This window comes from Prevotella sp. SGI.167 (assembly GCF_050313615.1).
Taxonomy (GTDB): domain Bacteria; phylum Bacteroidota; class Bacteroidia; order Bacteroidales; family Bacteroidaceae; genus Prevotella.
Genome location: NZ_JBNPLT010000024.1, coordinates 43754 through 56974, shown reverse-complemented (window position 1 = coordinate 56974; position 13221 = coordinate 43754). Strand labels below are relative to the sequence as shown.

The following is a 13221-nucleotide window of genomic DNA, read 5'->3' as shown; positions in this document are numbered from 1 at the left end:
AAACAATACACCATGCCAAAAAGGTGGAACGTTGTCCCACTTTTTGGGCATGGTGCATAGTTATTGGCAAGGAATGCCCGTAATGTAGCCTTGTCTTTTGACATTAGTCGAAGAAGAAAAATCCATTTGACATTCGAAGACGATTGAAAGGATTGTTTGTGGCAATCTCTTTCAATGAAAAGTTGGGATCGAATACTTGACTTATCTTCAGCAAGTCTTTTATCGTCCTCGACTTTTGCGCCGTGGTAGAGTTGCTTGTGCCAAAATATTCACAGATGTCATTCGATGTCAAGCTTAGTCGGGAGTCCTTGCTGAATATGAAGTTGATGCTGCATATGGTGTAAACAGCTGCTGCTGCCCAAATCTCTAATCTTCCAGACTGGAGAGGATTGGTGCGTTTCCTTCCAAGTTTCTGTATCAGCTGGGTGCATAGTGTGGCACATTCCTCGTCCAACTTCTCGTTGCAGAAGTTCACAGCAAGTTCTGTTACCTTCACTTCTCTTTCTTTCAATTCTTTTTTGTCCATATTTTCTGATGCCTTTTATTTTTATTCAATAATCTTCACCTCGAATGGTTCATGCGTCTAAATATATTTATGTAATGCCTTCAAAGAAATACTTACTCCTTGAAATCCAAAGATGGCAAGTCTTCGTTGCCGTCAAACTTGTCGAAGTCGGAGCGGAAAAGGCGGTCTTGGATGATGCGGTATTTTTCAAACTCAGTCTCGGCATATTCCTTTGCATACTCTGCCGTCACCTCCCCAGCGTCTTTCAAGACGGCATCTCCACCAGCTTCTAAAACGATATCTATACGTTTCGCCCAATCCTCCATTGTCATGGGAATGTGACGGTCTGCCATGCGTTGGGCAAAATCCAAAATGGTGTTGACAAGTTTTCCCATATCATCAAGCTCCGATTCCTTGAGATAGTTCTTAGCTATGCTCACATCTGCTTTTACTATTTTTCCGTTGGGAGCTTTCTCCCATGTAGTCAACCCCATGTGTTCCTTGTCAGCATCGGCACGGTCAACGATAAGTTCTGCCGCAGTATGACCATGTACGGCAAAATGCATCTTGTTTTGCATTTTCTTATAAAATAGGCGGGTCGTTGGTGCATCCTTATTGTAGTCGATACTTGTGGCATAGATGTCCGTCAATTTCTGGTAGAACCGCCTCTCGCTCATTCTGATCTCGCGAATCTCGGAGAGCAGGTGCTCGAAGTAATCCTCCCCGATAAACGATCCGTTCTCCATTCTCTTCTTGTCTATGATGTAGCCACGCAGTGAGAATTGGCGGATGACATAAGTACACCATTGGCGGAACTGGGTGGCACGGATGGAGTTTACACGATATCCTACACTGATAATAGCATCGAGGTTGTAGAATTTGGTTTGATACGTCTTGCCATCTGAGGCAGTTGCCGAGTTTTTCTCGGTAACTGAATCTTCCTGCAGTTCACCAGACTTGAAAATGTTCTTTAAGTGCAAGCTGATGTTATCGGTTGAGCAGTCAAACAATGTCGCCATTGCCTTCTGTGTAGCCCACACCGTCTCGTCTTTATACAATACCTGTACGCCTTGTTCCTTACCCTCTGCCACGAAGGTAAGAAACTCTGCAGTACTGTTACGTATTTCTTTTTTCTTTGCCATTGCTTGTGATTCTATTATTTTTCCATCGGTCTTGGAGCAAACTCTGTATGTAGGGTCTCCATCGGATGCTCTTTGAGGTCGATGAGGATGTTTGGGGTATTACCATTGGCAATGATCACCTTGATGCCGGCATTCGCTACATCCTGGGCGGTCTTCAATTTGGAAATCATGCCGCCTCTGCCGTGGCTACTCTTCTCATCGCTCACATATTCGCTCACATCTCGGTCGTAATATACCGAAGGGATGATGCGAGAGGTTGGGAGAGATGGGTCGCCATTGTAAATGCCATCTACATTGGAGAGCAAAACGAGGGCATCGGCATTCAGCATTCTTGCAATCAAGCCAGATAATTCATCGTTATCCGTAAACATTAGCTCGGTGAGGCATACGGTATCATTCTCGTTGACGATAGGGAGTACGCCATTCTCCAACATCAGTTCCATACAAGCCTTTTGGTTCTGATACTGTTCCTTGGCAAGGAAGTTCTCCTTCATGGTCAATACCTGTCCCACCTTGATGTTGTATTCTCTGAACAGGTCATAATACAATCTAATCAGCTTGCCTTGACCTACGGAAGAGAACAGCTGTCGCTGCTCTACACTGTCCAGCTGGTGGTCTACCTGCAATTCGCCCCTGCCTGCCATCACGGCACCAGAAGATACGAGTATCACCTCGTAGTCGTGCCTTCTCAACCAAGCCAGTTGGTCAACCAAAGCCGACATTCTAGTTACGTTCAAATGTCCATCCTCTCGGGTCAGCACGTTGCTGCCCACCTTTACTACTATTCTTCTCATAAATTCTTTTATGTTGACATACTGGGTGAGGGCAGGAAACAAAACCTGCCCTCCCAGCGCATTCTTCTTTATTTTTTGTTGTCTTTCTCTCTAATCTCTACTCTTCGAATCTTGCCGGAGATGGTCTTTGGCAGTTCATCTACGAATTCGATGATGCGAGGATATTTATAAGGAGCGGTCTCATGCTTTACATGATCCTGCAGCTTCTTGATGAGGTCAGGGCCCGCCATACTCTTGTATTCATCCTTCAGTACGACGGTAGCCTTGACTACCATACCGCGGATTGGGTCTGGCACACCGGTGATGGCGCACTCTACTACGGCAGGGTGAGTCATCAGGGCATTCTCTACCTCGAAAGGACCGATGCGGTAGCCCGAGCTCTTGATTACGTCATCGATTCTGCCCTCAAACCAGAAGTAGCCTTCCTCATCACGCCAGGCCATATCGCCCGTGTGATAGAAACCATCATGCCAAACCGATTTGGTCTGCTTCTCGTCACGATAGTAATATTTGAAGAGACCGATAGGCTTGTTGTCGCCGATGCGGATGCAAATCTCGCCCTTTTCACCATCTTCGCATTCCGTCATGTCAGGGCGCAGGATGTGAACATCATATTGTGGATTTGGCTTGCCCATGCTTCCTAGCTTTGGCTTGATCCAAGGGAAGGTTCCGAGTGTCATCGTGGTCTCAGTCTGTCCGAAGCCCTCGTAAATCTGAACACCAGTAAGTTTCTGGAAGGTCTCTGCCACGGATGGGTTCATAGCCTCGCCCGCAGTGGTGCAGTATTCAAGACTGCTGAGGTCATACTTAGAGAAATCTTCCTGAATCATGAAGCGATAGATGGTAGGAGGGGCACAGAAAGAGGTGATGTGATACTTCTCAATCTGGCGCATGATCTTATCAGCCGTAAACTTCTCGTGATCGAAGACAAAGACGGTGGCTCCGGCAAACCATTGTCCGTAGAGCTTGCCCCATACAGCCTTGCCCCAACCGGTATCGGCTACGGTAAGATGGATGGAGTTCTCGTGGAGATTGTGCCAATATACACCCGTGGTCAGATGACCGAGCGCATAGAGGTGATCGTGTGCCACCATCTTTGGCTCGCCTGTGGTTCCCGATGTAAAGTACATCAGCAGGGTATCCTCATTAGAGTTTACATGCTCCGGACGAACGAAAGGAGCACATTCGTTCCATTCCTTCATCCAGTCGTGGAAACCTTCAGGGATATCCGGACCGATACTGATCAGGGTCTTGACGGTAGGACTCTCTGGCATTGCCTCGTTAATCTGCTCTACCACGTAATCATCGCCGCAGCAGATGATAGCCTTCACGCTTGCTGCATTGTTGCGGTAAACGATGTCGTGCTTGGTAAGCATGTGGGTGGCAGGGATGGCTACGGCACCCAACTTGTGGAGACCGAGCATGGCAAGCCACCACTGATAGTGACGCTTCAGAATCAGCATCACCTTATCATCGTGACCGATGCCGAGACTCTGGAAGTAAGCAGCAGCCTTGTCGCTCTGCTCCTTCAGGTCCTTGTATGTAAAACGGATTTCTTCGCCACGTTCACTTGCCCAAAGCAGCGCCACGTGGTCTGGTTTGATCTTTGCCCATTCGTCCATCACGTCGTAGGCAAAGTTGAAATCTTCTGGTATGATAAACTCCAGATGCTCCTTGAAGTCTTGCTCTGAAGTAAATTTTGTCTGTTTTAGAAATCTCTCGATCATAGTTACTCTTCTAGATAATTATACAAAGGAACTTGGCAGGCTCATTGTTGAGTGAGCGGAAACAATGCGACTTTCTACTGTCGAAATAGATGCTGTCGCCCGGATTCAGCACCATCACCTTCTCTTCGATGGTTACTTCGAGCTGTCCCTCAATCACATAATCATATTCCTGCCCGTCGTGTCCGTTCTTGTTCGGCTTCTTGTCGCCTGGCAACGGATCCACCTGTACCATGAACGGATTCACCTTTCTATCCTTGAATCCTACGGCAAGGCTCTGGTATTTATACTGGTTGTTGCGGTCTATCTCCGGTCCCTGTCCCTTGCGGGTAACGTAGTATCCCTTCATGCGAGGTTCCTCGCCGAAGAGCAATACGTCGAGGTCGATGCCGTATCGCTTTGAGATTTTTGACAGGCGATAAACAGAAGGATCCGCCTCACCGGATTCTATCTTGAGGTAATGATCAAGACTGATTTCGCACAGTTCTGCAATTTCCTCGGCAGGAATATTGAGAACCTCGCGGAGACCTTTCAGCCTTTCACCGATTTGTTTGATTGCTTCATCCATAGTGCTATTCTTTTTAGTTGTTCCTGGCGAAGGTATATTGCAAACCTTCGCATTTTGGGGCAAAATTACGACTTTTTGTTGATATATCCAAACAATCTGCTGATAAATTAATAGATTAAAGTGATATTTATGTATAAGAGCATAAAACTATTAGAATGCGCAGACTTCATCTTCCATATACCAAACTTGTTTTTCTTTAGCATATAGTTTGAATCGTTGGACCCAGGAACAATGCCTGAAGATGTCTTTCTCAACAGGAAAGCATAATGAATTGCAAAAGGCAATCATAGAAGAGTTTGGTGCTCGGTTTGCACCTGGTGCCGAATGTCTTTATGTGGGTGATACAACAGAGAAAGACCTTGTAAAGAATGAGCAAAGACTCTGCGAGTTGGGTTTTGAGATAACATTGCATGATAAAATGCCAGATGTGGTTCTCTATCGGGAAGATAAAGATTGGCTTTATTTTATAGAGTCTGTTACTTCCGTAGGTCCGATGGATAACAAGAGAATAGTTGAACTTCAAGAGTTGACAAAGAATGTGAAGAGCGGTAAAATCTTTGTTACGGCTTTTCTAGATTTTAAAACATTCAAAAAGTTCTCGGAGTCTCTTGCTTGGGATACGGAAGTGTGGATGGCAGATATGCCCGACCACATGATTCACTTGAACGGTGATCGATTCTTGGGACCAAGATAATTTTCGTGTTATATGTGAAAAATGCTGCAAGAACTCAGATTCTTGCAGCATTTTTTATATATGGTTATTTCTTGTCTTTCTTTTTGAACAGCCCCTTGCCTTTATTGAACAATCCCTTTACGCCATCGCTGGCAGCTTTCACAGGGTTCTTGGCTGCCTCCTTAGCTGAAGGGGCATCTGAGCCGACAGTAACGTTCTCCGTTTGCGGCTTATAACCAGGGTATGTGATTGTATAGGTATATTTGTTCTCGCTTTTCTTTACAAACTCATGGCGTATAGTTCCACCAGTTCCGCTCTTGGTAGAGAAACTCTCCTTGTTGCCTACTTTCTTGTAGTTAAGGACTTTGTCCCACTCTTCTTCGCCGCAGCCATCCATGAGAAAGCGCATGTTCTTGGTGTCCAGCTTTACCCAATAGCCGCCTACATCATAGGTGAATTTTCTTACGTCCTGTGCGTTAGCCGTAAGAGCAAATGTGCTTAGTACGGCAAATGTTAATAATAATCGTCTCATAATTTCATTTGTTTTTGATTAAACATTTTGTTATTTAACTTCTTTCCAATCAATGAGTCCTTTGCCCATGTCATCTAATTCTACAGCTACCCCTATAACTTTTCGGTCATCTGCCAAGAATGGCTTGAGATAGCCGTTGTCAATCATTTGTTTTTCGGCAGCATTTATCCCTCCGTTGTTTGCTAACTTTAGTTCCATCACATAGATGAAACGAGAGGTGGAGGCTACGATGTCTATCCTGCCAGTTGATAGCATGTGTTCTACTTCTACTTGGCAGCCTATGGCATTCAGTATGGTGCTGATGATAAGGCGATAACGCTCCTCCATGTCCATACTTACCAATTTCTTATTGCTGTATGGGACATTTGAGATGAGAGATTTCATACACTGCTTGGCTTCTTCCAAATTGCCATTATTCATATTGTGCATCAACCTACTTTGTATGGAGACAATATCCGTGATGTCCTTCTGGGTCAGTGCAGGCAATACGGCTTTATAGAGAGCCTTTCTTACTTCCTCATTCGGAAAGCCTAAAGAATATCCATCTTCATCAAAACCCTTGATGGTGAGATAACCTGTCTGATAGAGAAATAGTTCGGAACCGCCTTCTATGACATCTGATGTCTCCAGTGTGTCTTTGTCGATGTAGCAATCTTCGAAGTCATGAAGGCGTAACTCCATGTTGTTTACGAATTTATTCAGCATGGAAGTGGCGCCGGATGAAATCCAATAGTTGCGCAGACGCAATTGGGAGAGGGCGTTGAGCAAGCTGAACGGATTGTAGATGTCGGTCATGTTCTCATCGCTGAAATGATAACCGTCATAATAGGTCTTCAACTTGTCGTGTGCTTCTTCAATGCTGCATTCCATCTTATCTGCCAAGGCTTCCAACTCTGGGGCGAAGTTGACTGTCATTTCTTCCTCGGTGATGCCACAAAGAGGGGCAAATTGTGGGAGAAAGCTGATGTTTGTCAGATGGTTAAGTACAGAGAATAGGGATATCTGGGTAAACTTCGTGATGCCTGTGATGAAGACAAAGCGAAGTACATTTCCTTTGAGTTTGAGTACGGAGAATACAGAACGATAAACTTCAGTGCAACCTTCATGCTCTGGTGTCTTCCATGAATGCTGCAAAGGGGAATCGTATTCGTCAATCAGTACCACTACTTGCTTACCTGTCTTTTGATAGGCTGTGTCAAGGATAACTTGGAAACGTACGGATTCGCGAGATGTCTCTTTAGGCTTGATGCTGTATAAAGCTTCATATTTCGAAAACTCAAGATTGAGATAGTCTTTGATTTCGGCAGCAGTGGCACCTGCACCGCTCATGTCAAGTCTGATGACGGGATACTCAGTCCATTCTTCTTCCAGTTCCATAATCTTCAGCCCATCAAAGAGTTCTTTCTTGCCTTCGAAGTAGCATTGCAAGGTATCTATAAGCAGAGATTTACCGAAACGACGAGGACGGCTCAGATAATTGTATAAATCACCTGAGTGAGTAAGTTGCCATACCAAGTCGGTCTTGTCAACATATAAGTAGCCATCCTTGCGGATAATGCTAAAGAATTGTATGCCTGCTGGCAATTTCCTTGTGATCATCTCTGCCATAGTCTTTCTGTTCTTTTATTCTTTGGCAAAGATACATTTATTTTTCCATTTATCCAAGGATTATGTGCAATAAATGTAGTTTGCTATCTTATAAAACATAAAAAATGCAGCAAGAGCATAAAACTCCTGTTGCATTTGCTTTTTTTTATGGGTTGTTTGCTATATGTCTTCTATCATCTACAGATAGATTTTATTTTTTTCCTGCCAGCAAACCATTGATGACAGCGCTAGTAAAGCCGCCCTGTTCCATGGTGTTGAGGCCCTTGATGGTGCAGCCGCCTGGAGTAGTAACCTTATCAATGGCAGCCTCAGGGTGTTCGCCTGTTTCCTGAAGCAGCTCTACGGCTCCCTTGATGGTCTGCAAGACAATCTTCTGGGCATCCTTTGCCTTGAAGCCCATCTCTACGCCGCCTTCCACATTGGCTCTTACATAGCGCATGGCGTAAGCGATGGCACACGACATGGCGGTGGCAGCAGGGAAGAGGCGTTCTTCCATGATGAGGCTTTCGCCCAATTCATCGAAGATTTCTGTAATCTGCTGGATTTCTGTGGCAGATGCATCTACAGGAGTGATGAAGGTCATCGACTGCTTGTAGGCGATGGCGATGTTTGGCATCACGAGGAAGAAGGTTGGGGTGATACCATCCTTGTCTAACCACTCCTTGATGTTGGCTGATGGCACACCGGCAGCAACGACTACGAGTTTCTGATTCTTGTAGTTGAGTGCCTCCTTGATTCCTTTCAATGTCTTCTCCACGCACCATGGCTTTACTACCACGCATACGATGTCTGCGCCGTGGCAAGCCAACTGGTTGTCGAGAGTTACGCTGGCTCCTTCGCTTGCGAAGTGATCCAATACTGGTTGGTTATGGTCTGATACCGTAATATCTGATGGAGTGAACTTCTCGCTCTGCAAGAGTCCTTCAGCCATAGCACCGCCCATGGCACCTGCTCCGATAATTGTTATTTTCATTGTCGTCTTATAGTTAAAATGCAATTATGGTGCAAAGATACTACTTTTATCTGAAAATAGCGTGTCTATAGACGATTTTTTAAGAAAGTACGCTTGTTTACTGACGATATTTTAAGAAATTCGCTAGTTTACTCCCATTCTGGAAGTATCTACGTCCTTGGTTCTCTTTTCCTTGTACTTGCCTATCTTATAGATGATGGAGATGGAGGCAGATGCCCAATCTTGCTTGATGTTCATGTGGTAGTCTTGATTGGCTTGTACTGATTTTGTAGAGAATCCCTCGTTGAAGATGTTGCTGCCTTTAACCACAATGCTCCATTTATCATTATCGGGAGCCCATCTCAACATAGCATTCAAAAGAAAGACTGATTTGATGTCATAGAGTCCTTGAATGGCTTTTGACTGATAGAATGGGTTAAGTATGAAATGGATGTGATGGCTTTGGCTAAGCTGGGCGGATAGATTTCCGGCAAGAATGGCAGAGATATGTTTGCGATTGAAGGGCAAGTCAAAGAAATCGTTACTCTTGTCATGTCTGTAGATTCCTGTTGCCGAAACACTTCCGTTCATCCAATTGCCTATACCGAAAGTCGTCGATGCTCTAATGCCCATAGTATGGTTATAGTCGAAATTGGTCTCCTTCATAATGACTGCCAGGTGGTCGGTAGTCTGATAAGGCAACTGCACAGAATAGTTGGGTTGGAACTCTGCAAATGCCATCAATGCATGGCGACTTTTGATAGTCCACATCAGGTTGGTCTCGTATGTAGAGTAAGGCTTGAGATGAGGATTTCCCCATATCTCCATATAGGTAGAGGCATAGTAAATGCTGCTCATAGTTGACCAATAGCTAGGAAACTGTGAGCTGGAACTGAAGGATAAGTTGAGTATGTTGCCAGGATTGGCTTTCCACGATGCATTAAGTGTGGGATAAATATGCCATTTGTTCCATTGTGGAGAATGGTACTGCTCCGCTTCGACAGAGGCTTCCAAGCTGATTCGCTCGTTTATCTGTTTGCTTATGCCGCTATAGAAACTCAAGATTCTTTCTTCGATATTCACCTGGCTGGTTGCATCTGGAATGTCTGCTCCATCCTTGTTGGTCGTGGTTTGGTAGCTTCTGTTGTTGCTGTTTTGGAATTTCATACCATACGACAGTTCCCAACCCTTCTTCAATGAGTGGGATTGATCGGCGGTGAAAAGCCATTTGTCTATTACCTGCTTGCTGTTTGTGTATAGAATACGTTCTTCGTCAAGTATTGTTCCTTCCAGACATTGCTGGCTGGGATTTTGGTAGTTGAGATAGGATATGCCTATTTGTAGTCCAAAGGGCAGGTTGTAGCTGGCATCTACATTGTGCAGGTAGGTATGTTCATTGCCCTGTTGCTGGGATGTGCCTGTTCCCATCGTTTCATGATGAGGATGACTGCTGTCCCATTTTCCTGTATATGCCAGGGATAGCTGGTGGTTATCAGCAAATGCATAACTCAGTCCCAAGCGATAGTTGTGAGTCAATCCAAGGGTTTTCTGTGAGGTCTTGTCATGATACGCTACTCGCTTTCCTTGAAGCGGATGATTGGCATTGGTAGTAGTTTCACCGTATGATGTTCCATCTGTAAATGAATACATGGCATCCAGTCCGAATTTTCCTTTTTGGAACAGCAGGTTGCCTTTGCCTTCCCCTTCTCCGTATTTGCTTTGGCTCCAGATGCTTTGTATTTGTCCTGAAAGTAGGTTCTTTCCTACATAGTCTTTGGTAATCAGGTTGATGACCATTCCACGAACATGTAGGCGTGCTAGCGCTGCCAGCATCACTTCGGCTTTGGCTAATTGTGAGGCGGGCATGGCTTTTAATCGCTCTGCCAGTTGTGCGTAATTGAGCGTGGTTGGTTTGCCGTTGATGATGAGAGTCAGTTCCTTTCCTGCATAGTTGATGTTGCCGTTTAGTTCGTTTACTCCTGGTATTCGGGTAAGGGCATCATAAGCGTTGTCTGCCGGCATTTTCTCTATGAGCAGTGGCATGTTGTAAACCAACTGTCCTCTTTCTGCCTTGACGATAGGACGTGTCGCCTTGACGAAAACCTCTGGCAGGTTTTGCATCATCATCTGGGTGGTAAGCGTGTCTTTTGCCTCTTCGTTTTGAGCGCAAAGGGGCTGGCTCAGCAATAATGCTGAACCTAAGATAAAATTTATTTTCATGTATTTATGTGAGTTTGATGGTTATTGCTTGAGCTGCTCTTTGGCTTTGGATATGAGTTGCGCTGCCTCTTTTTTATCTTCTAGTCTGTTTGCATTTGCTAAGAACATCTGGAGATGCTGTTTCGCTTTCAGCTTGTTCTTGGAAGCTATGAACATTTGGGCGGCATTGTAATGGTTGAGAGGATTATCTTCCTCATCGTATAAGGTGCATAACTCAAAGTCATGGGCTGCGTCTGCATATCGGTTGTGTTGAAAATGTAAGTCGGCTAGCCATTTATAGGTTCGCAAAGCTCTGTCTTTTGGCAAGGAAACCTCTAATGACTGGTTGAAATGAGCCATAGACAATGAATCCATGCAGAAGGATTTCTCTATCAAAGCCAAGTGGAAAAGGCAAGTGGCATTGTCGCTTTTGAACTGAACTGCTTTCTGGTAATGTTTCAGCGCTTTTTCATTGTCCGGCAGGTCCTCATAACAGAGACCAAGGATGAAATTGGATTCGAAATTATCAAATCCTTGCGCTATCAGTTTCTCATACAAGGGTATAGCCTCATCGTATTTGAATTGCATGAATAGGGAATAGGCATATTCCTTGTTGACATATAAGTTCGTGGAATCACATTGAGAAATGTAATTCTTCGCCACTTTTTCTGCTCTGTCTGGTTTGTTCACTCCATTGTAATGCACTGCAAGCGAAGCGATAATTTCACTGTCGTATGGGAATAAGAATGCGATGCGTTCACCCCAGAGAGAAACCTTGTCATTGTTGTTCTGATTGAGATATGCATAATAGAACATTCGCATGTCTTCGTGGTTGATGCTATCTGATGGAATCTTGTCTAGGCAAGAAATGCAGGCGGTGTAGTTGCCTACTTTCCGATAGCAGGAAGCCAGTTTCCTGCGTGCTCCCAGGTGAGACGGATTTGCTTCCAGATACTTTTGGTAGTATTGGGTTGCATGAAACACATCATATCTACTCAAACAGCTATCTCCTTGTTGAAGTTGATTTGTTGTGGTCTCGTTGGCCTTGGCATTCATTGCCATACATAGCCATAATATAAGGATCAATCTAAACTGTTTCATCGTTTTTGCTGATTATTTCTTTCTTACTTCGGGAGTGAAAACGACAGGCAAGGTAAACTCCATGTTGACTTCCTCGCCATCGGAGAGCCTGGCAGGCTTCCAATGGGGACTTTTCTTGAGAAGTTCAATCACAGTCTGCTCGTATGCTTTTTCTTTGGGAGCTTCGAGAACTTTAAACAATCCCAATGTTCCATCCTTTTGAACGGTGAAGTTGATGACTACTCGCGCAGGTTTGTCTTCCAATCCTTTAGGATATTGGATGTTTGTCATCACCCATCTTAGGAAATCGTTGATGTCGCCATTGCCGTTGAAGACAGGCATCTGACCACCTTCCGGTAAAACTGCTATCGTCTTTAACACATGAGGTTGCGATACGCTTTGCGGTTTGAACATAAGGACGATGGTTATACCTATTATTGCTATCACGCAAGCGGCAATCCCAATTACCTTTTTATATAAATGAGATTTTGTGTATCTTGTTTCCTGTGCTTTGCCCAGGAAATAAGTTTCTTCCTGATTGTTTTTTCCTTTCATACCTTTTACGATTTTATGGAGTTGTCTAAAAGTGCTTTTAATTGTTTGAGTGGTTCCTTGCTGACGTGCAGGGTGAATTTCTCGCTAAACCACTCGTTGTACAACACTAGTTCTGAAGTGTTGAGGTTGATGCTGAAAATGTGCTGACTATTAATAATGTAGTTTCTGCCAACACGGGCGAAGAAGTGTGCCGTTTGGGCAAGTTGCTCTACTATTTTCTTCTCAAAGACCACAAGGTTGAACGAGAAGGTGTATTCATCGCCGTTGGTGAGTCGGAGATTGCAATAGCTTCCTTCCGAACAGACGTATGCTATCTGTTCGGAAGCCACTCTGAGCAAGAAGTTGGCATTTGATATGATGAGATATTCTTCCATACTGATAAGTTTGGTGCAAAGATAAGCATAATATTTCAAAAGTATGGCTGGAGGTATCGTGTTTTTTGTGAACCAGTGGACTTGCTTTGTGGAGAATATGAAGTCAAACTCCAGATATGACTATCTATTTAAGGTGCTCAACTAAAAATATGACTAAGCTTCAGGAAAGTCAACGTGAATTATAAATAAGTTTTAACCGAGCCAACTCGTCTTATAAATAAAACTAAAAGTGGTCACCTAAAATCGTTAAACCACAGAGGTTTGCCATCCCACGTACTTGAGCAAGGATGACCGACGTAATGAGCAAGGATGACCGACATAATGAGCACGAATGACCGACGTAATGAACAAATGTGCCCGGGCATGTCGGGCACATTTGCCCGAGGCTTCGGGCAAAACTGGGCAACGTCTTCGGTGAATATCCCCGATGCCATGAAGCTGGCTCAAGAACCCTAGTTGCCTGACCTGGAGCGTGGCATTAGGTGGCATTAGGTGACAATAAAAGTACCGCTTAT

Annotated in this window: 12 protein-coding genes and 1 pseudogene; 1 reads left to right on the top strand and 12 read right to left on the bottom strand. The window is 44.5% G+C overall.

The window, feature by feature from the left end; translation table 11 throughout:
- Positions 1-103 precede the first annotated feature (103 nt).
- The 5 genes and pseudogenes from ACQRBJ_RS11900 to ACQRBJ_RS11880 form a co-directional block, all read right to left on the bottom strand.
- Complete coding sequence (locus ACQRBJ_RS11900; RefSeq protein ID WP_006847547.1) at positions 104-526, bottom strand: DUF6398 domain-containing protein; 423 nt, start codon at positions 524-526, stop codon at positions 104-106.
- 92 nt (positions 527-618) lie between these two features.
- Positions 619-1647 (bottom strand): virulence RhuM family protein, encoded by a 1029-nt coding sequence (locus ACQRBJ_RS11895; RefSeq protein ID WP_235391046.1) that lies wholly within the window; start codon positions 1645-1647, stop codon positions 619-621.
- Positions 1648-1673: 26 nt separating this feature from the next.
- Positions 1674-2441: pseudogene (proB, locus tag ACQRBJ_RS11890) on the bottom strand (glutamate 5-kinase); the annotation flags it as partial.
- A gap of 68 nt (positions 2442-2509) precedes the next feature.
- Positions 2510-4168, bottom strand: coding sequence for an AMP-binding protein (locus ACQRBJ_RS11885; RefSeq protein ID WP_445303719.1), 1659 nt, complete (start codon positions 4166-4168; stop codon positions 2510-2512).
- A gap of 10 nt (positions 4169-4178) precedes the next feature.
- The gene (locus ACQRBJ_RS11880) at positions 4179-4733 is read right to left on the bottom strand and encodes a helix-turn-helix domain-containing protein (protein WP_006847542.1); all 555 of its coding nucleotides are present in this window, start codon (positions 4731-4733) and stop codon (positions 4179-4181) included.
- 208 nt (positions 4734-4941) lie between these two features.
- On the opposite strand from ACQRBJ_RS11880, the gene ACQRBJ_RS11875 reads away from it, so the two are divergent.
- Positions 4942-5427 (top strand): BsuBI/PstI family type II restriction endonuclease, encoded by a 486-nt coding sequence (locus ACQRBJ_RS11875; protein ID WP_287622006.1) that lies wholly within the window; start codon positions 4942-4944, stop codon positions 5425-5427.
- Positions 5428-5491: 64 nt separating this feature from the next.
- On the opposite strand, the gene ACQRBJ_RS11870 is transcribed toward ACQRBJ_RS11875, so the two are convergent.
- From ACQRBJ_RS11870 to ACQRBJ_RS11840, 7 genes are all read right to left on the bottom strand, one after another.
- The gene (locus ACQRBJ_RS11870) at positions 5492-5938 is read right to left on the bottom strand and encodes a hypothetical protein (RefSeq protein ID WP_445303718.1); all 447 of its coding nucleotides are present in this window, start codon (positions 5936-5938) and stop codon (positions 5492-5494) included.
- Between the two features lie 30 nt (positions 5939-5968).
- The gene (locus ACQRBJ_RS11865; RefSeq protein ID WP_445303717.1) at positions 5969-7546 is read right to left on the bottom strand and encodes an AAA family ATPase; all 1578 of its coding nucleotides are present in this window, start codon (positions 7544-7546) and stop codon (positions 5969-5971) included.
- A 190-nt stretch (positions 7547-7736) separates the two neighbouring features.
- Entirely contained in the window at positions 7737-8519 is a 783-nt protein-coding gene (locus tag ACQRBJ_RS11860) for a pyrroline-5-carboxylate reductase dimerization domain-containing protein (protein WP_298531074.1), read from the bottom strand.
- Between the two features lie 123 nt (positions 8520-8642).
- A complete protein-coding gene (locus tag ACQRBJ_RS11855; RefSeq protein WP_445303716.1) occupies positions 8643-10718 on the bottom strand; it encodes a TonB-dependent receptor domain-containing protein in 2076 nt (691 codons plus the stop codon).
- A 21-nt stretch (positions 10719-10739) separates the two neighbouring features.
- Complete coding sequence (locus ACQRBJ_RS11850) at positions 10740-11798, bottom strand: tetratricopeptide repeat protein (RefSeq protein WP_445303715.1); 1059 nt, start codon at positions 11796-11798, stop codon at positions 10740-10742.
- 12 nt (positions 11799-11810) lie between these two features.
- Positions 11811-12332, bottom strand: coding sequence for an energy transducer TonB family protein (locus ACQRBJ_RS11845; protein WP_445303714.1), 522 nt, complete (start codon positions 12330-12332; stop codon positions 11811-11813).
- 5 nt (positions 12333-12337) lie between these two features.
- Positions 12338-12706 carry a LytTR family DNA-binding domain-containing protein gene (locus ACQRBJ_RS11840; protein ID WP_154483106.1) on the bottom strand — a complete coding sequence of 123 codons (369 nt, stop codon included), beginning with the start codon at positions 12704-12706 and terminating at the stop codon, positions 12338-12340.
- Positions 12707-13221: the final 515 nt, after the last annotated feature.